The organism is Pseudomonas graminis (genome assembly GCF_001705435.1).
Lineage (GTDB): Bacteria > Pseudomonadota > Gammaproteobacteria > Pseudomonadales > Pseudomonadaceae > Aquipseudomonas > Aquipseudomonas graminis_B.
The window spans coordinates 253,454-273,713 of sequence record NZ_MDEN01000066.1 but is presented as its reverse complement, the minus strand read 5'-3'; the positions used below and the strand labels follow the sequence as shown (position 1 = coordinate 273,713).

Annotated in this window: 17 protein-coding genes and 1 pseudogene; 9 read left to right on the top strand and 9 right to left on the bottom strand. The window is 58.1% G+C overall.

Going from position 1 to position 20,260, the window contains the following annotated elements; genetic code table 11:
• Positions 1-49: 49 nt before the first annotated feature.
• The 4 genes from BBI10_RS19555 to glyA are packed head-to-tail and all read right to left on the bottom strand — an operon-like array spanning position 50 to position 5,915.
• On the bottom strand, positions 50-3,070 hold the full coding sequence (locus BBI10_RS19555; protein WP_065991272.1) for a sarcosine oxidase subunit alpha: 3,021 nt from the start codon (positions 3,068-3,070) through the stop codon (positions 50-52).
• A complete protein-coding gene (locus BBI10_RS19550) occupies positions 3,067-3,381 on the bottom strand; it encodes a sarcosine oxidase subunit delta (protein WP_065991271.1) in 315 nt (104 codons plus the stop codon). Before BBI10_RS19550 ends, BBI10_RS19555 begins: the two co-directional genes overlap by 4 nt.
• 14 nt (positions 3,382-3,395) lie before the next feature.
• Complete coding sequence (locus BBI10_RS19545) at positions 3,396-4,646, bottom strand: sarcosine oxidase subunit beta family protein (protein WP_065991270.1); 1,251 nt, start codon at positions 4,644-4,646, stop codon at positions 3,396-3,398.
• A gap of 15 nt (positions 4,647-4,661) precedes the next feature.
• Positions 4,662-5,915 carry a serine hydroxymethyltransferase gene (gene glyA / locus BBI10_RS19540; RefSeq protein ID WP_065991269.1) on the bottom strand — a complete coding sequence of 418 codons (1,254 nt, stop codon included), beginning with the start codon at positions 5,913-5,915 and terminating at the stop codon, positions 4,662-4,664.
• Between the two features lie 583 nt (positions 5,916-6,498).
• On the opposite strand from glyA, the gene BBI10_RS19535 reads away from it, so the two are divergent.
• From BBI10_RS19535 to BBI10_RS19525, 3 genes are all read left to right on the top strand, one after another.
• Positions 6,499-6,735 carry a hypothetical protein gene (locus BBI10_RS19535; RefSeq protein ID WP_065991268.1) on the top strand — a complete coding sequence of 79 codons (237 nt, stop codon included), beginning with the start codon at positions 6,499-6,501 and terminating at the stop codon, positions 6,733-6,735.
• A gap of 405 nt (positions 6,736-7,140) precedes the next feature.
• A complete protein-coding gene (locus BBI10_RS19530; RefSeq protein ID WP_141695222.1) occupies positions 7,141-7,878 on the top strand; it encodes a hypothetical protein in 738 nt (245 codons plus the stop codon).
• A gap of 340 nt (positions 7,879-8,218) precedes the next feature.
• Complete coding sequence (locus BBI10_RS19525; protein ID WP_065991266.1) at positions 8,219-8,641, top strand: hypothetical protein; 423 nt, start codon at positions 8,219-8,221, stop codon at positions 8,639-8,641.
• 107 nt (positions 8,642-8,748) lie between these two features.
• On the opposite strand, the gene alaC is transcribed toward BBI10_RS19525, so the two are convergent.
• Together alaC and BBI10_RS19515 are read right to left on the bottom strand one after the other, a co-directional pair.
• On the bottom strand, positions 8,749-9,966 hold the full coding sequence (gene alaC, locus BBI10_RS19520; protein ID WP_065991265.1) for an alanine transaminase: 1,218 nt from the start codon (positions 9,964-9,966) through the stop codon (positions 8,749-8,751).
• A 380-nt stretch (positions 9,967-10,346) separates the two neighbouring features.
• Positions 10,347-11,072 (bottom strand): TraX family protein, encoded by a 726-nt coding sequence (locus tag BBI10_RS19515; protein ID WP_244160398.1) that lies wholly within the window; start codon positions 11,070-11,072, stop codon positions 10,347-10,349.
• A gap of 117 nt (positions 11,073-11,189) precedes the next feature.
• Between BBI10_RS19515 and BBI10_RS19510 the strand changes: the two genes are divergently transcribed.
• Positions 11,190-12,230, top strand: coding sequence for a low specificity L-threonine aldolase (locus tag BBI10_RS19510; protein WP_065991263.1), 1,041 nt, complete (start codon positions 11,190-11,192; stop codon positions 12,228-12,230).
• A 67-nt stretch (positions 12,231-12,297) separates the two neighbouring features.
• Here the strand turns inward: BBI10_RS19510 and BBI10_RS19505 are convergent, their stop codons facing one another.
• Together BBI10_RS19505 and BBI10_RS19500 are read right to left on the bottom strand one after the other, a co-directional pair.
• Positions 12,298-12,600 carry a cell division protein ZapA gene (locus BBI10_RS19505; protein ID WP_065991262.1) on the bottom strand — a complete coding sequence of 101 codons (303 nt, stop codon included), beginning with the start codon at positions 12,598-12,600 and terminating at the stop codon, positions 12,298-12,300.
• Positions 12,597-12,830, bottom strand: a complete 234-nt coding sequence (locus BBI10_RS19500) for a hypothetical protein (RefSeq protein WP_065991261.1) — start codon at positions 12,828-12,830, stop codon at positions 12,597-12,599. The genes BBI10_RS19505 and BBI10_RS19500 overlap by 4 nt, the downstream gene beginning before the upstream one ends.
• A 288-nt stretch (positions 12,831-13,118) precedes the next feature.
• Here BBI10_RS19500 and BBI10_RS28695 point away from each other — a divergent pair.
• Both BBI10_RS28695 and BBI10_RS28690 read left to right on the top strand, forming a co-directional pair.
• A pseudogene (locus BBI10_RS28695) lies at positions 13,119-13,916 on the top strand (MCP four helix bundle domain-containing protein); the annotation flags it as partial.
• Positions 13,899-14,771 (top strand): methyl-accepting chemotaxis protein, encoded by an 873-nt coding sequence (locus tag BBI10_RS28690; RefSeq protein ID WP_432213761.1) that lies wholly within the window; start codon positions 13,899-13,901, stop codon positions 14,769-14,771. The pseudogene BBI10_RS28695 and the gene BBI10_RS28690, both read left to right, overlap by 18 nt.
• A gap of 75 nt (positions 14,772-14,846) precedes the next feature.
• Here the strand turns inward: BBI10_RS28690 and gbcB are convergent, their stop codons facing one another.
• Complete coding sequence (gene gbcB / locus BBI10_RS19490; protein WP_065991259.1) at positions 14,847-15,947, bottom strand: glycine-betaine demethylase subunit GbcB; 1,101 nt, start codon at positions 15,945-15,947, stop codon at positions 14,847-14,849.
• Between the two features lie 329 nt (positions 15,948-16,276).
• Here gbcB and gbcA point away from each other — a divergent pair, with 329 nt between their 5' ends.
• The 3 genes from gbcA (at position 16,277) to BBI10_RS26770 (ending at position 19,605) form a co-directional block, all read left to right on the top strand.
• Entirely contained in the window at positions 16,277-17,575 is a 1,299-nt protein-coding gene (gene gbcA / locus BBI10_RS19485) for a glycine-betaine demethylase subunit GbcA (RefSeq protein ID WP_065991258.1), read from the top strand.
• A gap of 375 nt (positions 17,576-17,950) precedes the next feature.
• Positions 17,951-18,913 (top strand): ABC transporter transmembrane domain-containing protein, encoded by a 963-nt coding sequence (locus BBI10_RS26775; protein WP_167355819.1) that lies wholly within the window; start codon positions 17,951-17,953, stop codon positions 18,911-18,913.
• Complete coding sequence (locus tag BBI10_RS26770) at positions 18,892-19,605, top strand: ATP-binding cassette domain-containing protein (RefSeq protein ID WP_167355818.1); 714 nt, start codon at positions 18,892-18,894, stop codon at positions 19,603-19,605. Before BBI10_RS26775 ends, BBI10_RS26770 begins: the two co-directional genes overlap by 22 nt.
• Positions 19,606-20,260: the final 655 nt, after the last annotated feature.

Sequence of the window (20,260 nt, the reverse complement as noted above, 5' to 3'; positions counted from 1 at the left end):
CGCCATCGCGAGCAAGCTCACTCCCACAGGGATGTAAGCAAGCCAAGACTTACTCCACGTTCTGCTGATCACCCTTCGGATCAAAGAACACCGAGGACACGATCTCCGCCTCGATCACCGAGCCATCCGCCAGCGGCGCAAACACCCGCTCGCCCATGCGCTTCAGCCCGCCCTTCACCACACCCATGGCAAACGAGTAACCCAGCGAGTTCGCCGCATAACTCGACGTCACGTGGCCCACCATCTTCATCGGAATCGACTGCTTCGGATCGAACACCAGTTGCGCGCCTTCCGGCAGCCACTGGGTCGGATCAACCGGCTTCAGGCCGACGAGTTGCTTGCGATCTTCCCGCACGCAGTCCTCTCGATTCATGCCGCGCTGGCCAATCCACGAGAACGGCTTGGTGCGGCCGACACACCAGCCCATATTCAAATCGTCCGGGGTCATCGAACCGTCGGTATCCTGGCCGACGATGATGAAGCCCTTTTCGGCGCGCAGGACGTGCATGGTTTCAGTGCCGTACGGGGTCAGGTTGTACTGTTTGCCGGCTTCGGCGATTTTTTCGAGAACGCCCATGGCGTAGTCGGCCTGGATGTTCACTTCGTAGGAAAGCTCACCGGTAAACGAAATCCGGAACACTCGCGCCGGCACACCAGCCACCAGCCCCTCTTTCCAGGTCATGAACGGAAACGCTTCACGGCCCAGGTCGATGTCGGTCACTTCGCTGAGCAGCTTGCGGCTGTTCGGCCCGGACAGGGTCAGGGTCGCGTAGTGATCGGTGACGGAGGTGAAGTACACCTTCAGGTCCGGCCATTCGGTCTGTTGATAGATTTCCAGCCACTGCAGCACGCGTGCGGCGCCACCGGTCGTGGTGGTCATGATGAAGTGGTTATCGGCGATGCAGGCGGTCACGCCATCGTCGAAGACCATGCCGTCTTCCTTGCACATCAGGCCGTAACGGGCCTTGCCCACGTCCAGTTTGGTCCAGGCGTTGGTGTAGATCCGGTTCAGAAATTCCCGCGCATCCGGGCCTTGAATGTCGATCTTGCCCAGCGTCGATGCGTCCAGCAGACCGACGCTGTCGCGCACAGCCTTGCATTCGCGGCGCACGGCGGCGTGGATGTCTTCACCGGCTTTCGGGAAATACCACGGACGTTTCCACTGACCGACGTCTTCGAATTCAGCGCCGTTCTTGACGTGCCAGGCATGCAGCGCGGTGAAGCGCACAGGCTCGAAGACGTGACCGCAGTGACGGCCGGCAATGGCGCCGAAGGTCACCGGCGTATAGTTCGGACGGAACATAGTGGTGCCCATTTCCGGGATCGACACGTTCAGCGAACGGGCGGCAATCGCCAGGCCGTTGACGTTGCCGAGCTTGCCCTGGTCGGTACCGAAACCCAGCGCGGTGTAGCGTTTGACGTGCTCGACGGACTCGAAACCCTCGCGGGTCGCCAGCTCGATGGCCGCTGCAGTGACGTCATTCTGCAGGTCGACGAATTGCTTCGGCGCCCGCGCAGTGCCCTTTTCGTGCGGTACCTGAAACAGCGCCAGTGTTGGTTCTTCCACACGGCTCAGCGCTTTCGGCAGTACGCCTTCGACCGGTTTGAAACCGGCTTCACTGGCGGCACGAACACCCCCTTCAAAACCGTCGGCCAGCGAGTCGCCGAGCGCGTAAACGCCATTTACACCGCCGACGCAGACACGTTTCTGCGGCGCTTCGCCCGGCACGAAACCGAGGATGTCTTCGCGCCAGACCGGCTTGCCACCGAGGTGCGAAGCCAGGTGAACGATCGGGCTGTAACCCCCGGAGCTGGCCACCAGATCGCAGTCGAGCCATTCACCAGGGCTGGCCACTTTGTGGGCTTTGACATCGATGGCAGCCACGCGGGCGGCGCTGACGCGCTTGCTGCCACGGGCTTCCACCACGGCACTGCCGGTCAGGATCCGAATGCCTTTGGCGCGGGCCTCTTCCACTAACGCACCGCGCGGGTTGTGACGCGCATCGGCGACGGCCACCACGTGCAGACCAGCGTCGAGCCAGTCCAGCGCCACGCGATAGGCGTAATCGTTGTTGGTCGACAGCACCAGTTTCTTGCCCGGCGCCACGCCATAACGGCGCACGTAAGTAGAAACAGCGCCAGCCAGCATGTTGCCCGGTACGTCGTTGTTGCCGTAAACCAGCGGACGCTCGTGGGTGCCGCTCGCCAGCACCACGCGCTGGGCGCGAACCCGGTGCATACGCTGACGTACCTGGCCGATTGGCGCGCGGTCGCCGAGGTGATCGGTCAGCCGCTCGTGAATGGTCAGGAAATTGTGGTCGTGATAGCCGTTCACCGTGGCGCGCGGCAGCAGGGTGACGTTGGGCAGGCCTTTGAGTTCGGCCACCACCGTCGCTACCCATTCCGCTGCCGGTTTGCCGTCCAGACTTTCGCGGCTGTCCAACAGGCTGCCGCCGAATTCTTCCTGCTCGTCCGCCAGGATGACCCGAGCACCGCTGCGCGCAGCCGCCAGGGCAGCGGCCAGACCTGCAGGACCGGCGCCGACCACCAGCACGTCGCAGTGCTGGTTCATGTTGTCGTAGGTGTCCGGATCCAGCTCGGTCGGCGAACGCCCGAGGCCCGCTGCCTTGCGGATGTACTTCTCGTAAGTCATCCAGAACGACTGCGGGTACATGAAGGTTTTGTAGTAGAAACCCGGCGGCATCAGCTTGCCGCCGACCTTGCCGAGAATGCCCATCATGTCGGTGTTCACGCTCGGCCAGCCATTGGTGCTGGTCGCGACAAGGCCCGAGTAAAGCGCCTGTTGCGTGGCGCGCACGTTGGGAATCTGCGTGGCTTCGGTGGCGCCGATCTGCAGCACGGCATTCGGCTCTTCGGAACCTGCCGCAAAGATGCCGCGGGGCCGCGAGTACTTGAAGCTCCGGCCGATGATGTCGACACCGTTGGCGAGCAAGGCGGCGGCCAGGGTGTCGCCTTCAAAACCCTGGTAGGTCTGGCCGTTGAAGTTGAAATTGAGAACCTTGCTGCGATCGATGCGGCCGCCGTTGGGCAGGCGATTGGACTGGCTCATACCTGTTCTCCCTTTCTGATCGCGGGCGCGGGATTGACGAACTGCGGCTGCGTGCCGATCGGATAGGTTTCGAGAATTTCGTAGGTCACGGTGTCACGCGTGGTGTTGAAGTACTGCCGGCAACCCGCCGCGTGAATCCACAACTCGTGGTGCAGGCCGCGCGGGTTGTCGCGGAAGAACATGTAGTCGCCCCACTCTTCGTCGGTGCAGGCCGCCGGGTCCAGTGGACGCGGGATGTGGGCCTGACCGGAGACGTGGAATTCCTCTTCGGAGCGCAGTTCGCCACAGTGAGGACAGAAGATATGCAACATGGGAAAGTCCTCTGTTAGTGGGCTACGGCTGCAGCGCCGTGTTCATCGATCAATGCGCCGTTGTGGAACCGGTCGATTGAGAAGGGTTTGGCCAGCGGGTGCATTTCGCCCTTGGCCAGGCTTGCAGCAAACACGTTCCCCGAGCCCGGGGTGGCCTTGAAGCCACCGGTGCCCCAACCGCAGTTGAAGAACATGTTCGGCACAGGCGTCTTGGAAATGATCGGGCAGGCGTCCGGCGTGGTGTCGACGATGCCGCCCCACTGGCGGTTCATGCGCACCCGCGACAGCACCGGGAACATCTCGACGATGGCCTGAATGGTGTGCTCGATCACCGGGTACGAGCCGCGCTGGCCGTAGCCGATCCAGCTGTCAATACCGGCACCGATCACCAGATCGCCCTTGTCGGACTGGCTGATATAACCGTGTACGGCGTTGGACATGATCACGCTGTCGATGATGGGTTTGATCGGCTCCGATACGAGCGCTTGCAGCGGATGGGATTCCACCGGCAGACGGAAACCGGCGAGCTTGGCCATGTGGCCAGAGTTGCCGGCCGTCACCACGCCGACGCGCTTGGCGCCGATGAAGCCCTTGTTGGTTTCAACGCCGATGCACACGCCGTTTTCCTTGCGGAAGCCGGTCACTTCGGTCTGTTGAATCAGGTCCACGCCCAACGCATCGGCGGCACGGGCATAGCCCCAGGCCACGGCGTCATGACGCGCCACACCGCCGCGACGTTGCACGGTGGCGCCGATAATCGGGTAGCGGGTGTTTTTCGAGCAGTCGAGGTACGGAATTTCTTCAGCCACTTGCTTGCCGTTGAGCAGCTCGCCATCGACGCCGTTCAAGCGGTTGGCGCTGACGCGGCGCTCGGAATCACGCATGTCCTGCAGGGTGTGGCACAGGTTGTACACGCCGCGCTGGGAGAACATGACGTTGTAATTGATGTCTTGGGAAAGGCCTTCCCACAGTTTCATCGCGTGTTCGTACAAGTGCGCGGATTCGTCCCACAGGTAGTTGGAACGCACGATGGTGGTGTTGCGCGCGGTGTTACCGCCGCCCAACCAGCCTTTTTCGACCACAGCCACATTGGTGATGCCGTGCTCTTTGGCCAGGTAATAGGCCGTTGCCAGACCGTGTCCGCCGCCGCCCACAATCACGACGTCGTAGACCTTTTTCGGGGTCGGCGTGCGCCACATGCGCTGCCAGTTTTCGTGGTGGCTGAGGGAGTGTTTGAAGAGGCCGAAGCCCGAGTAATGCTGCATGGTGCGACTCCTGACTCAGCGGTAAACCGGGAAATCGGCGCACAGCGCGGAGACCTGCTCGGCAACGTTGGCCTCGACATCGGCGTCGCCGAGGTTGTCGAGGATGTCGCAGATCCAGCCGGCCAGCGTGATGCACTGAGTAACTTTGAAACCGCGCGTGGTCACGGCGGGAGTGCCGATGCGCAGGCCCGACGTCACGAACGGCGATTGCGGATCGTTCGGCACGGCGTTCTTGTTGACGGTGATGTGCGAGCGACCCAATGCTGCGTCAGCGTCCTTCCCGGTCAGGCCCTGACGGATCAGGCTGACGAGGAACAGGTGGTTATCGGTCCCGCCCGAAACAACGTCGTAACCGCGATCAATGAACACCTGCGCCATGGCCTGGGCGTTGTCGATCACTTGCTGTTGATAGGCTTTGAAACCGGGCTCCATGGCTTCTTTGAAGCAGATGGCCTTGCCGGCAATCACGTGCATCAATGGGCCACCCTGGGCACCCGGAAACACAGCGGAGTTGAGCTTTTTCTCAATCTCTTCGTTGGCTTTGGCCAGGATCAAACCGCCACGTGGACCGCGCAGGGTTTTGTGGGTGGTGGTGGTGACCACATCGGCGTACGGCAGCGGGTTCGGGTACAAACCGGCAGCGACCAGACCGGCGACGTGGGCCATGTCGACGAACAGCAGCGCGCCCACTTTGTCGGCGATCTGGCGGAAGCGCGGGAAATCCAGGGTTTTGGAGTAGGCCGAGAAACCGGCAACGATCATCTTCGGTTTGTGCTCGACGGCCAGTCGCTCGACTTCGTCGTAATCGATCAGGCCAGTGGCAACGTCGATGCCGTATTGAACGGCGTTGTACAGCTTGCCCGAGGACGACACTTTGGCGCCGTGGGTCAGGTGACCGCCATGGGCCAGACTCATGCCCAGCAAGGTGTCACCCGCTTGCAGCAGCGCCAGGTAAACCGCGCTGTTGGCCGACGAACCGGAATGCGGCTGGACGTTGGCGTAATCGGCGCCGAAAAGGAGCTTGGCGCGATCGATCGCCAGTTGCTCGACCTTATCGACGTGCTCGCAGCCGCCGTAATAACGTTTGCCGGGATAACCCTCGGCGTATTTGTTGGTCAGGCCGCTGCCCTGAGCCTGCATCACGCGCTTGCTGGTGTAGTTCTCCGAGGCGATCAGCTCGATGTGGTCTTCCTGACGCTGCTCCTCGGCACTGATCGCGGCCAACAGTGCATCGTCATAACCCTGAATCTGGTCTTGCTTGCTGAACATCGCGGTTCTCCCAGCGGCGGCGCGGCGCCTGAATGATCGACAGGGCCTTGAACTGCCCTTTGGCCACGATGGTATGGCTGACGCTGACAGCCCAGATGCCTACGCACGCCACACAAAGGCGCGTTTACGACATGGGTTAGGCAGGAGCATTGGTTGCGCAGGATAGGTAATGCTCCTGCGAGGATGCGCAGTGCACGTGAAAGCCCCGGCTGAGCCGGGAAGTCTTGGTCGAACGATTTCACAGTTAGAAGCGGTTGTTGACTAGAAGCGGTTGCGCGACCGGGTGTTCAAATTTTCAACTTCAAGCCCACTCGACATCCGACGAACGGCCACAATACCTGTCATTTCTGACAGTAGACGCGCCTTACCCGCAGGCCTAAAGTCAAATTGCAGCTCAGGCGTAAGTCGTTGAATCGCGGCAAAGCTTCACGATAGCTATGAAGCAAACTTGATAAAGCACGGCGGGCTCATATTAGCCGTGCCCCAATCAACAACAGCACTCTGCGCCAAAATGCTTTCGAAAACTATCCCCTGACGCATACCTGTATCTGGGCATCACCACACTGTAAGAAGGATAACCACCATGGCTAATATCCCTGCGAAAATTTATGTAAATGATGTGTATAAAGGCGAAGCACCTTTGCAAGACTGGACCTTTGCGGCGCTCAGCCAAGGTGATCTCCTGACAGTTTCCTTTGTGAGCCCCGACGTGTACACGGTAATACGAAAAGGGTTGGCGCATATAGAAGGTGATAGCTCCATCACAACACAGTACTTCGTGTACTTGACTTCATCTCCTCAAGTTATTGCTCATCCGTAAAAGGCTGCGTGAGCCGAGCCGCCCTCCTGGCTCACTAGGCAATAAGAAACATAGTTAAAATTGGGCAACCTTCTGCGAACAAGCCCACTGCGATTACAATTACCACTCCTTAACTAAAGCAATGAAATTATTAGCATTAAGTGACGGTCCTCGCAGACGAGCTCATCGTAGAATTTTGCATCTTGCGAACTCTCTCGCTTACTGTCGGGGGAGAGTTTTTCAGCTAATCAGGCCGGTTTTACAGACAACAACCCATCCGCCCGGAACATCCTGCGAATCATCAGCGCTCTAAAACACCTCAGCCCAATGGGCACGGGGACTGTCAAAACTGACAGTATTCAAATAGCGATGACGGGCTTACTTTTGGGTAAACGGAATGCCAGCTACTCAATCAAGGGAATGATCATGGGCACAATCGCAAGGTCGCATACGCTAACTCCCCAGTTGTGGAAAAGCCTGAGGGGGAAACACGTCAGTCGGCAGGGGCCTGCTACTGAGCCGTTGCTCTTTCTGACTCAAGGCGTGTTTCATACGGTGGATATAGAAGGCTCGGTCAAGCTGAGGATTATTCGCGAACTGAACTCAGCTGAGGCGCTGATTGCCGTCTACGTCGAGGATTCGCACGAAGTTCTTTCGGCCACAGTCGCAGTGGGCGATGCCAGGCTTTATGCGACCCCGCAAGACATCGTTCATCAGGACGGCGGGTACTATTCGGTCATTCTCAAGATCATTTCCTATCCGGACGCAGAAGTGGTCGCCGATATCTACTTATGGGAACTACCGCCCATCGCGGCACCGCAGTCCGTCGAATCCGACCTTGCGCTGTATCTTCCAAAAGGCTCGACTTTTTACGTAAGTCCCTCTGAAGAAGACATTGTGATGGACAGAACTTTCAGAGTGTCCGAAGACCGCCAAGTCTCGGTCAACATCCGTACTGTTGAAGGGCGCAGCTACTCAAAAACTGTTACGGAAGCTGAAGCAATCCGATGTGCCGCGCCCGGTGATTACTATGCAGAGAACAGTTCCAATAAACTGTCGGTCATCTATGGCATCACCACACATCCCGAATCACCCTCATCACCGATCCTCAAACATATGCCGCTGCCGGATGTGCCGAGGTCCCGTCATGAGCTCGGCAAATGAGTGACGACATGCCGTTTTTAGGCGTAATCCATCCGCATCCCGGAACATGTGCACCAAATGTCGCAATCAGACCTTTTTGGCAACGCTCGGCAACACTTCTGGGGCACCGCAAATTCACTCTCGTTGCGCCCAGCGGCGCTACCAGCGGCGGCATCACCTGTCATTTCTGACAGTAGACGTGCTTGGCGCATCGGCCTACGTTGGAAGTGCATCGATTTGGGATGACCCGCTTCAAAGCTGAAAATTACTGCTTGATCCACTAAGTTAAGTCTGAACAAAGCGCCAGACTTATTAACGCATGTGAATTTGATATTCATCCAAGCTCAAAAGGACTGACGACATGACTGACACAAATAACGATAAAAAACAGTATATAGAGCTAACAGCGGGCCCCCTCTCGATCAATGAGGGCTTGTTTTATGTTTATCCTGGCGACTGGTACTCATGGATAGACCCTGAAGGTGGCGGAGGCGGAGAACAAGTAGTTTTATACAGAGTTTTCACCTACATCCCGTCAACAGGGGAAGTCGCTGTAGCCTATAACGCCACTACACCCGGAGGCCAAAAAAAGACGACCGAAAAACCAGAGGTTGATCGCATCACTGACGGCTTTTACTTTCAGGTTCAGGCCGAGGACTACATTCACATCGACTTTACGACCAAATATAAAGTCTACAATAAAACAGTTATTTTTGATGAACGCACAGACACGGCAGTCGTCAGGCTTCTCGTTGAGACCGTGGAGGATCCGGCCAAATCGTGACCGCCACTTCGCCACCCTCACAGGATCGACGAGTCACCGATGAATTGTAAACGCTTGCAAAACCTAAGCTCTCCCCTGCTACTGCAAGGGAGAGTTTGATAATTGAATCAGAGCAACTTCGCAGGCAGCAGTCCATCCGCCCTGAACATCCCGCGAATACCGCGTACAGCCTGACGGATGCGGTCCTGATTCTCGATAAGCGCAAAGCGCACATGGTCGTCGCCATATTCACCAAAACCGACGCCAGGCGACACGCAGACTTTGGCTACGGCCAGCAGTTTCTTCGCGAACTCAAGTGACCCCAGGTGCGCATAAGCCTCGGGAATCTTGGCCCAGACGTACATCGACGCTTTCGGGTTTTCGACCATCCAGCCCAGTTCGTGCAGACCTTTGACCAGCACGTTACGACGCTGGCGGTACTGCTCGGCGATGTTGAGCACGCACTGTTGATCGCCTTCCAGCGCAGCGATGGCGGCGACTTGCAGCGGCGTGAACGTGCCGTAATCGTGGTAGCTCTTGATCCGCGCCAGTGCATTGACCAGCTCGGGATTGCCGACCATGAAGCCGATGCGCCAGCCGGCCATGTTGTAGCTCTTGGACAGGGTGAAAAACTCCACCGCAATGTCCTTGGCGCCTGGGACCTGCATGATCGACGGGGCTTTCCAGCCGTCATAAACGATGTCGGCGTAGGCCAGGTCGTGAACCACCAGCACGTCGTACTGTTTGGCAAGGGCAACGACGCGCTCGAAAAAATCCAGCTCGACGCATTGAGCGGTCGGATTGGATGGGAAACCCAGAATCATCATCTTCGGTTTGGGGATCGAGCCGCGAATGGCTTTCTCCAGCTCGGCGAAGAAGTCCACGCCCGGCACCAGCGGCACGGAGCGCACCTGGGCGCCGGCGATCACGGCGCCGTAGATGTGAATCGGGTAACTGGGGTTCGGCACCAGGACGGTGTCGCCCTGATCCAGCGTGGCGAGCATCAAGTGCGCCAGGCCTTCCTTGGAGCCGATGGTGACGATGGCTTCATCTTCTGGATCGATGTCGACGTCGTAGCGTTTTTTATACCAGCTGGAAATCGCCCGACGCAGACGCGGGATGCCACGCGAAGTCGAGTAGCCGTGAGTGTCTTCACGTTGGGCGACGGTGACCAGTTTCTCGACGATGTGCGGCGGCGTTGCCCCGTCGGGGTTGCCCATGCTCAGGTCGATGATGTCCTCACCACGACGACGCGCAGCCATTTTCAGCTCGGCGGTGATGTTGAACACGTAAGGGGGGAGTCGATCGATGCGCGCAAAGCGGCGCGGCGAACCTTGGTCTGCCATGGAAACCTCTGAAGACGTAAGCGCCCGGAACCGTCCGAGCGACGCTGGCCACTGCGGTGGCCTGAGGCGGAAGATACGGGCGGTGACGGCGGTTTGTCTAGAGCGACACCGAGAAACTGATGGTGCTCACACAGGCCTCTTCCCGGCTGAAGCCGGTCCGACTAATACACTGAGTTCGACAGTAGGACCGGCTTCAGCCGGGAAGGCATCAGGCGTCACGCCGCAAACTGATGGCGTTCTCACCGGCCTCTTCCCGGCGGAAGCCGGTCCGACTAATACACCGAGTTCGACAGTAGGACCGGCTTTAGCCGGGAAGGCGTCGGAGGTCAGAACATAAAGCCCAGGGCGCACACGCTGCGTAAATGTCCTCCAAACCACCGTCATTCGATGATCTGCCGCAGCCCGAAGAGCAACAAAAAATGCACCGGATAAATCAGGTACGCCCACCGCCGCATCGGCCACACCCCGAATGCCGGGCGCCCGCGAACAATCGCTAACCCCAACAGCGGTGCCAGCAGACAGGCCGTCAGGGCGCCGATGGAAATCGGGTCGCCCCACAGCATGCCATCGATGATTTTCGGCCACTCGTTGCTCAACAAGCAGACAATCCCCGGCACAATCGCCAGCAGTAACGAGGTCCGCAGCACGAGCACAAACGCGAGCGGCAGCAACACCCCATACATGCCGAACATCAACTGCGGTCCAAACAGCACACCTATAACCAGGGCAGCGATCCCCAGCAGCCGCGCCGGCCATGACCGACTCATCCCGCCCTGCGCAACCAGCAAACCCAGCGCCAGCGTCGGCAATACATTGAGCGTCGTGACCTCACCCGCCATGTAAATCCGATAGGGCAGCTCCGCGATCACAGAAAACACGGCCAGCCAGGCCAGATATTTCCACTTGATCGACGAATCCACTTCGCGCCGGCCAGTGCGCACGACGTTGACCGCGATCGCCAGGCAGAACCAAGGGAATGCCAGGCGCCCCGGTACGTACAGCCAATTGGCGTGCCAGCCGACATAGCGCAGGTGGTCCATCACCATGCTCAGCATCGCCAGCCACTTGAGCAGGTCCAGCGCGCGATCACGCGCGGGTAAGGTCATTGATTTTGTTTCGGTCATATTGCTTCGCTGCCTGGCTGAATTTTCCGACGCAAGAATGCATGACCAAACCGATCAACTTTGGTTACAGTCGCAGGCTTCGATTACAGGGAACCGGCCATGTCAGACCAAAGCCAGCAGTTTGCCAGCGACAACTATTCGGGAATCTGCCCGGAGGCGTGGGCGGCCATGGATCAAGCCAACCACGGGCACCAGCGTGCCTATGGCGACGACCAGTGGACAGCGCGCGCGGCCGATCAATTCCGTCAGTTGTTCGAAACAGACTGCGAGGTGTTCTTCGCCTTCAACGGCACAGCGGCCAACTCCCTGGCGCTGTCATCCCTCTGCCAGAGTTACCACAGCGTCATTTGCTCGGAAACCGCCCACGTCGAAACCGACGAATGCGGCGCGCCGGAGTTCTTCTCCAACGGCTCCAAACTGCTGACCGCACGCAGCGAGAACGGCAAGCTGACACCCGCGTCCATTCGTGAAGTCGCGCTCAAACGCGCCGACATCCATTATCCGAAACCCCGAGTGGTCACGCTGACCCAAGCCACGGAAGTGGGCAGCGTGTATCAGCCGCAAGAGCTCGAAGCCATCAGCGAGACCTGCAAGGAGCTGGGCCTGAACCTGCACATGGACGGTGCCCGCTTCGCCAATGCCTGCGCGTTTCTGGGTTGCTCGCCTGCGGAGCTGACCTGGAAAGCCGGCGTTGATGTGCTGTGCTTCGGCGGCACCAAAAACGGCATGGCAGTGGGCGAGGCGATCCTGTTCTTCAATCACAAGCTCGCCGAAGACTTCGACTACCGCTGCAAACAGGCCGGGCAACTCGCCTCGAAGATGCGTTTTCTGTCGGCACCGTGGGTAGGTTTGCTGGAAAACGACGCCTGGCTCAAGCACGCACGCCACGCGAATAGCTGCGCGCAGTTGCTGGCGGATCTGGTCAAGGATATTCCCGGGGTGGAATTGATGTTCCCCGTACAGGCCAACGGCGTTTTCCTGCAATTATCGGAAGCGGCCATTGCTGCGCTGACCGCACGAGGCTGGCGCTTCTACACCTTCATCGGCGTCGGTGGCGCGCGCTTCATGTGCTCGTGGGACACCGAAAAAACCCGCGTAAGGGAGCTGGCAGCGGATATCCGGCTGGTGATGGGAGGCTGAAAACAGCTGGCCCGTCACCGGCAGGTTGCAGCCCATCAGCAGTCAGCGGATGGGCTGCACCGGCGCCTCACCCCTGAGCAATCACCTTCTCGATCACCTCGACCGTCGCGCTGACCTTGTCTTCATAACGGCTCAGCGCTTCGGCATGTTGTTGCTTGAGTTCGATCTGCTTTGAACACAGGTTCAACGCCGCCAGCACCAGCAAGCGGTCGCCGATCAGCGTCGGGTAACTGCGCTTGGTTTCGAACAGTGCCGATTTCAGCATCGACACAGCGTCCATCAAAGTCTGCTCTTGGCCGGCAGGTGCCTTGATCGTGTAGTCGTTGCCAAGGATGGAAATAACCTTGGCGCCGTCCTGATCGGTGATCATGCGTCAACCGCGCTGACGCTGGTGGCGCGATCGACCAACGCCTGAATACGCGCAGCCGTTGCACCCTGTTTCTCTTCCTGCTCCATCAGGCTCAACTGCAGACTGTCGTTGTCATCCCTGGCTTGTTTCAACTCTTCGGCGAGTTGTGCGTTCGTGTTCTGCAGCTCCTGATTGTGCTGTACCAGGTCACTGACGAGCTTTTCCAACTGGCTTAGGGATGCTTCCAACATTTTGATATCTCAGGCAAATTTCAAAGGGCGCGTACGATAAAGAAAAGTCACTTTAGCTACCAGTGAAATCAAGGCATTCATGCCACTACACCGACCAACAAGCATCTCCACAACTCTATTCCGCAAACGCATAGCGGCCCTGATTGACTCCATTTTTGCGATCTTGTTCCTGCTGCTCGTCAGGTCATCGACTGCGACATAACCGCGCAGCGCAGAGCAACGGCATCAAGTCCCCGTGAAGACGACCGATAAACCGTGCATCTCTGTCCCTTCTCTCTTTCGCCTCGCATGGATCGCGGCCTCTCTGGAACCGTAATGTCCCTACGTAATTTGAATATAGCGCCCCGCGCTTTTCTCGGATTTGCCGTCATCGGCCTCCTGATGCTGATTCTGGGCGTGTTCGCTCTGTCGCAAATGAACAAAATCAACAACGCCAACGTCGCCATGGCCACCAAAAGCATGCCGAGCATCAAGGCGCTGGATAAATTGACCGAAGGCAGCATTCGCCTGCGTGTTCTGTCCTATCGCCTAATGCTGAACCGCGACCCCGACACGCTGCAGAAAACCACTGAATTGTTTGCCATGCGCAACAAGCAGATCGACGACGCCCGGACAATCTACGCCAAGATGATTTCCGCGCCCGAAGAGCAGTCGGCCTACGACCAGTACGTCAAGTTGCTCAACGACTACCGCCAGCTCGAAAGCCGTATGAAGACGCTGAGTCAGGCCAACGACATGATCGAGCTGACCCGTTTGCTCAGCGCCGATCTGCAGACCAACTCAGACCAGATGAACGTGGTGCTCGCCAAGCTGATTGAGATGAATACCCAACAGGTCAATGAAGCCAGTGCGACGGCCACTCAACAGTATTCGACCGCGTTCACGATGGTCGTCACGCTGCTGATCATTGCCACTGTGCTGACCGTGTTGTTCGCCTGGTTGCTGACCAACAGCATCACCCGACCTATCGCTTCGGCACTGAACGCCGCTGAAGACATTGCCGAAGGCGATCTGACGCGTACCATCAACGTGAACGGAACCGACGAAGCAGGCCGTTTGCTGGCCGCGATGCTGAAGATGCAGTCCAAGCTGCGCGACACCCTGCAGCGTATTTCCGGTTCGGCGACCCAGCTCGCTTCGGCCGCCGAAGAGCTGAACGCTGTCACCGACGAAAGCGCGCTCGGCCTCTCCAAGCAAAACGACGAAATCGAACAGGCCGCCACTGCGGTCAACCAAATGACCAGCGCCGTGGAAGAAGTCGCACGCAACGCTGTGAGCACCTCGGAAGCGTCGAAGAACGCTACGAAGTCCGCCAGCGATGGCCGTGATCTGGTGCAGGAAACCGTCACCGCCATCGAACGCATGAGCACTGATGTGCAGAGCACCTCCACGTTGATCGGTAACTTGGCGGACGAATCCCGTGACATCGGCAAAGTGCTGGATGTGATCCGCGGTCTGGCGGACCAGACCAACCTGTTGGCCCTCAATGCCGCCATTGAAGCGGCCCGTGCGGGTGAAGCGGGTCGCGGGTTTGCGGTAGTGGCCGATGAAGTCCGCGCCCTCGCCCACCGCACTCAGCAGTCAACCAGCGAAATCGAGCGCATGATCGGCAGCATCCAGGGCGGTACCGAGCAGGCTGTGAACTCCATGCGCAGCAGCACTGAACGCGCCGAGTCCACCCTGAACATCGCCAAGGGGGCAGGCCTTGCGCTGGACACCATCAACAGCGCCGTTGTGGAAATCAATGAACGCAACCTGGTGATCGCCAGCGCGGCGGAAGAGCAGGCCCAGGTCGCTCGGGAAGTGGACCGCAACCTGGTCAACATCCGCGACCTGTCGACTCAATCTGCGACAGGTGCCAACCAGACCAGCGCAGCGAGCAACGAGCTGTCGCGCCTGGCCGTGGATTTGAACGGGATGGTTGCGCGCTTCAAGGTTTAACCGACGTTAAAGCGCCGACTCCAGACCGAGTCGGCTCTTTAAGCCGCGGAGAACGTTTGAGGACGGCGTCAGGCCTCAATACTCAATCCGGACATCCCCCTTCGGCACGCTGCAGCACGCCAGGATGTAGCCTTCGTCCACGTCGTCATCGGTGATGCCGCCGTTGTGTTCCATCTCGACCTCCCCGCTTAGCTTCATCACCTTGCACGTACCGCAGATGCCCATGCCGCACGCCTTGGGAATCATCAGGCCAAGCTTGGCAGCCGCCGCATGGACGGTTTCGCCTGGCGCGACGCGGATACTCTTGCCGGTGTCGGTGAACTCCACCTGATTCAACTCAGCGACATCGAGATCCGGCGCATCGGCGGCCTGTTCGGCATGCTCCACGGCGTCGGCGCGGGCTTCCGGTGGCGTCGCGCCAAAGGATTCTTCGTGGTACTGCGCCATGTTGAAGCCGTTGGCTTCAAGCAACCGCTTGACCGCACTCATGTACGGCGTCGGCCCGCAGCAGAACACCTCCCGCTCCATGAAATCCGGGGCCATCAGTTCGAGCATCTTCTGGTTCAGATAACCGCGATAACCTGCCCACGGCTCACCCAACCCGTGCTTTTCACAGACGATGTGCAGGGCGAAATTATTGATTCGCGACGCCATCTGCTCCAACTCGCGGTGGTAGATGATGTCTTTTGGCGAGCGCGAACTGTGCACGAAGACCATGTCGACGTTGGCGTTGGTGTCGTAATACCAGCGTGCCATGGACATGACCGGCGTGATGCCGACGCCGCCGCTGAGGTAGAGGATTTTCGGATTCGGAAAGTCGATGGCGTTGAACAGCCCCACCGGCCCGTGCACCGCCAGCTCCTGGCCTTCGTGCAGCGTGTCGTGCAGCCAGTTTGAAACCTTGCCGCCGGGCACACGTTTGATGGTGATAGAGAAGCTGTAGGGCACCGAAGGCGAACTGGAGATGGTGTACGAGCGCATGATTGGCACGCCGTCGATTTCCAGCTCCAGGGTGACGAACTGGCCTGGCTTGAAGAAGAACAGAATCGGCTGGTCGGCCATGAAGCAGAACGTGCGCACGTCCCAGGTTTCCTGGATCACTTTGACGACCCGTACCAGGTGGCGGCCGTTGGCCCACGTCTGGGTGTTGACCGGGCTGAGGAAACTCTGGGACATACACACTCTCCACGGCCGACGGTCGGCCTCTCATGGTGGCGATTCTGCGTAACGCGCGAGCCGCCTATTTACCTATCAGCGACATTCACATACTTATGGCGACCAGCCCCGGTCTATAGGGGTCGGGCCGTCGGAAACGGATTCGGCCATGTCGCCCATGGATAAGGTTCAGGTCGCGCCCGGCTCCACACTCGCCATCAATTCATTACAGATTCTTTATCCATCGGCCTGGGCGTCAGAAATCACTGCCGCCTCGCGCGCTTCGCTACACACCCACCGTATCAGCCACATTCGTAGACTGCGCAAAGCGCGGCCTGAGGACTTGAAAGATGGACGTCACCGCAACTCTGAGCTTGGGCGATCCGCTGGAACCTGCGCGCAAGGCGACTGCCGAGATGCTGCACACCCGCGAGCGCACTTACTCGCTGCCGCAGCCTTTCTACAGCGATGAGCGGCTGTTTGAAATCGACATGCAGGAAATCTTTCAGAAAGAGTGGCTGATCGCGGGCATGAGCTGTGAAGTGCCGGCCAAAGGTAACTTCCTCACCCTGCAGATCGGCAAGAACCCGATCCTGGTCGTGCGCGGACCGGACGGCTCGATCAATGCGTTCCACAACGTCTGCCGCCACCGCGGTTCTCGCCTGTGCACCAAGGAAAAAGGCAAGGTCGCCAAGCTGGTTTGTCCTTACCACCAGTGGACGTACGAACTCGACGGTCGCCTGCTGTACGCGGGCACCGAGATGGGTGCGGACTTCGACATGAAGGCGTTCGGCCTCAAGCCTGCGCACTGCAAAGTGGCGGGTGGTTACATTTTCATCAGCATGGCCAGCAACCCTCCCGCCATCGACGCGTTTCTGCAGACGCTGAATCACTACATGGAACCGTATGACATGGAGAACACCAAGGTGGCGGTGCAAACCACCCTGGTCGAAAAAGCCAACTGGAAGCTGGTGCTGGAGAACAACCGCGAGTGCTACCACTGCAACGGTTCGCATCCCGAGCTGCTGAATACCTTGCTGGAGTGGGACGACGTCACCGACCCACGCGCCGACCAGGCCTTCAAGGACCACGTTGCAGCCTCCGCCGCCGCCTGGGAGGCCGAAAAAATCCCGTTCGCCCACGCCAGCTTTGGCCTGCGCAACCGCATCGTGCGCATGCCGCTGCTCAAAGGCACTGTTTCGATGACGATGGATGGCAAGCAAGGCAGCAAAAAGCTAATGGGGCGCATCCAGAACCCTGACCTGGGCTCGATGCGCATCCTGCACCTTCCCCACTCGTGGAACCACTGCATGGGCGACCACGTGATTGTGTTCACCGTGTGGCCGGTCAGCGCACAGGAAACCCTGGTCACCACCAAGTGGCTCGTCCACAAGGATGCTGTCGAGGGCGTGGACTACGATGTCGCTCGCCTGCGTGAAGTCTGGGACGCCACCAACGACCAGGACCGCCGCCTGGCCGAAGAAAACCAGCGCGGGATTAACTCCGTCGCTTACCAGCCGGGGCCGTATTCGAAAACGTACGAGTTCGGCGTGGTGAACTTCATCGACTGGTACAGCGCCAAATTACTGGAAAACATGGGCGCCGAGCCTGCTTCTTATCTGAAGGGGGTGGCGGTAAATCACGAGTAGGTTCTTACCTGGCGGGTTTGAGCTGACACCTTCGCGGGCAACCGCACTTCTACAGACATTCGAGCTGTAGGAGCGCGCTTGCCCGCGCTGCGTTTTGGGTGTCTGTGCGGAAGTTTTGAATAAAGGCACAGGAGGTCGTTCGCAGCTTTTTCGACTTATCAGCCACTGCCTCCTACAAAAAAGCCTGAGTTAAATCATAGAGTTATTCAGACCGACCTACGACATCACTGAAGCGGCCTACATGAAGAACAGAAGTTTCACCTCAGCAATCGATGTGAATGACGATCAGCGCCTGTTATCAGTACAGCACTCGTAGCAAATGATGAGGCTTTTTAAGCGCTCATCGACAGTGTGCTCCCAGAGGTACTTATGCGGATGATCGATTTTATCACCGAGACACTGAGGGCCAGGAAAAGACTGTTCATAAGCGCCACCGCACTTACCGTTCTATTGAAGCTGTCCACTCTAGCGCCAGCCCTGTTGCTGGGAAAGATTATTGATAACCTCTCTGTCGCAGAAGATGTCGCTTCACTCACACTTAGCGATTTACTGATTATTCTTTGCGGCGCTGTGCTGCTGCAGTCCGTGTTGCACCCGCTTCAGACCTATCAACTTGTGAGGCTCGTGCAGACATCTCTGGCAGATCTCTCTACCGAATGGTCCGAAAAAATATTGGGCAAGGAGTTTGAGCAATTTTCCTCCCTTCGGATTGGCGGCCTCATCAAATCCGTGGAACGAGGAATAACTGCCCACGAGAAGTTTCTGATTTTTTTCATAACATCAGGGTTCCCGCTGCTGATTGAACTGGCTTTGATCGCGATCATCTTTGCCTACTTGGGCGGCGCACTGATGTTCACCACCCTGCTGGGTGTTTCTGTCGGCTACATCTTGCTCTACCACCAGCTGATCTGCTGGCGGCGCCCTTATCTGGTTGCCGTCAATGATGAAGATGACAGGGTGTCGTCCAAGCTATTCGAAACCCTGCAGGCAGGCAAAATCCTGAAACTCGAGCAGGCTTGCGGCCTCGCCATGAAACCGCTTCGCCAGAGCTACACAGAGTACGCACACGCGGCAACACGAGTGGCAAGTACCGGCGCTGTTCTCAGTTCGATCAAAGTTTTGTACATCGGGCTGTCCACGGCCGGGCTGCTTGCTTGGGGCGTCAGTGACCAGGCTTCCCTATCTCCACGCTTGTCTGTTGGGGAGCTGGTCGCCGTATTTTCGCTGGCGGGCATGTTTCTCAGTAATTGCAGCGCTTTGGCAGAGGCCTATCGGGCACTGGATCAATTTTCGGTAGACAGAGGCTTCTGCAAATCTTGTCACTGGAGGATCTTGTAGAGTTACCGCAAGAACCTTTACCTGAACCTTTATCAAGACTGGAATTGGTCGCAGTTGCTCAGGTAACGAACTGTAAGCTGCATTTCACGCCTGACCAATCCGTTGCGATCATCGGGCCCAGTGGTGCCGGCAAAAGCACGCTTTTAGACACGATGGCCGGCACGCTGAAAACACTCCGGCACGCCCTTTCCATAAATGGCAGGACATTACGAGGGTGCGACATTCAGACGTATCTGGATCGGGTTCGCTACTGTCCTCAAGACCCAGTGTTTCTTGAAGGCACATTCAAACACTCTGTGCTCTTTGATCAACCCATGTCAGACCACCTCCCCCGAATCCTTGACGATCTTGGCGTGGCACACCTGGCCGCCTACCGATCAATAGCTGAAGGCGCAGTAAACATTTCCGGAGGCGAAGCAAAGCGACTTTCACTGCTCCGGCTAATCAATCGCCCTGGAGATTTCAACTTGTTCGACGAGCCAACATCGGCTCTGGATCAGGAAACTGCCCTGGGTGTGTGGAGCACTCTGTTCGAGCACTTCCATAAAAGGGGGCTGGTGTGCGCTACCCACGACATGACTGCGCTGTCCCGTTTCGATCGTGTGATTGTGTTGAAAAACGGCGAGGTCATTGCAGACGGCCCCTGGAGCGAATTGCAAAACGACGGGGTGGTTGCGCAGGCGCTGGCGTAGATACGAGGCTGTTGAACCAAACGGCGAGGCTCATCACCTCCGTGCCGATTGAGGAGATTTACAACGCCATCAGGTTTGAGGATTTGGAGGCATTAGCGCGATTCAATGCCGCTTCGTCATTATTCAGCGCGAATCGTTGATCATTTTTTGAGCATACCGCTCAACGCGCCGGATTCAGGGGCCTAACCCTGACCGCGAACATGTTATCCACAGAACCACCAACAGCCTATGTGCGTAAGTCTCCCCATCGCTGTGGAAAAACGTGCAATGGGCGTGATAATAACGGTCAGAGACGCAAACAGACGCGTTAGAGCTGTTATTGGTTAAAATCTGACCGCCGCTCCAGAGACCACGGATTACATGGCCTACAGGGGATCACGAACATCTTATCCACACGCCCGCACACAGAGAATGTGGGTAAGAACAAGGACCGCGAGGCCTGGCGTGTGGAAAAAACCTATAAGAATCCGCGGGATAGAGCGATCAAAAATTGACCACCTGCTTGAAAGCCATAGAAAACAAGGTCTGTAGCAATGGCCGAACAGTTTATCCACAGTCGGATCAACAGCGATTGTGGGTATATGCACATGGACGTTTGGGCCGGTACGTTTAGGAAGCGTCTGACATCAAAGCCCCGGACGGCTCGCTACACTCA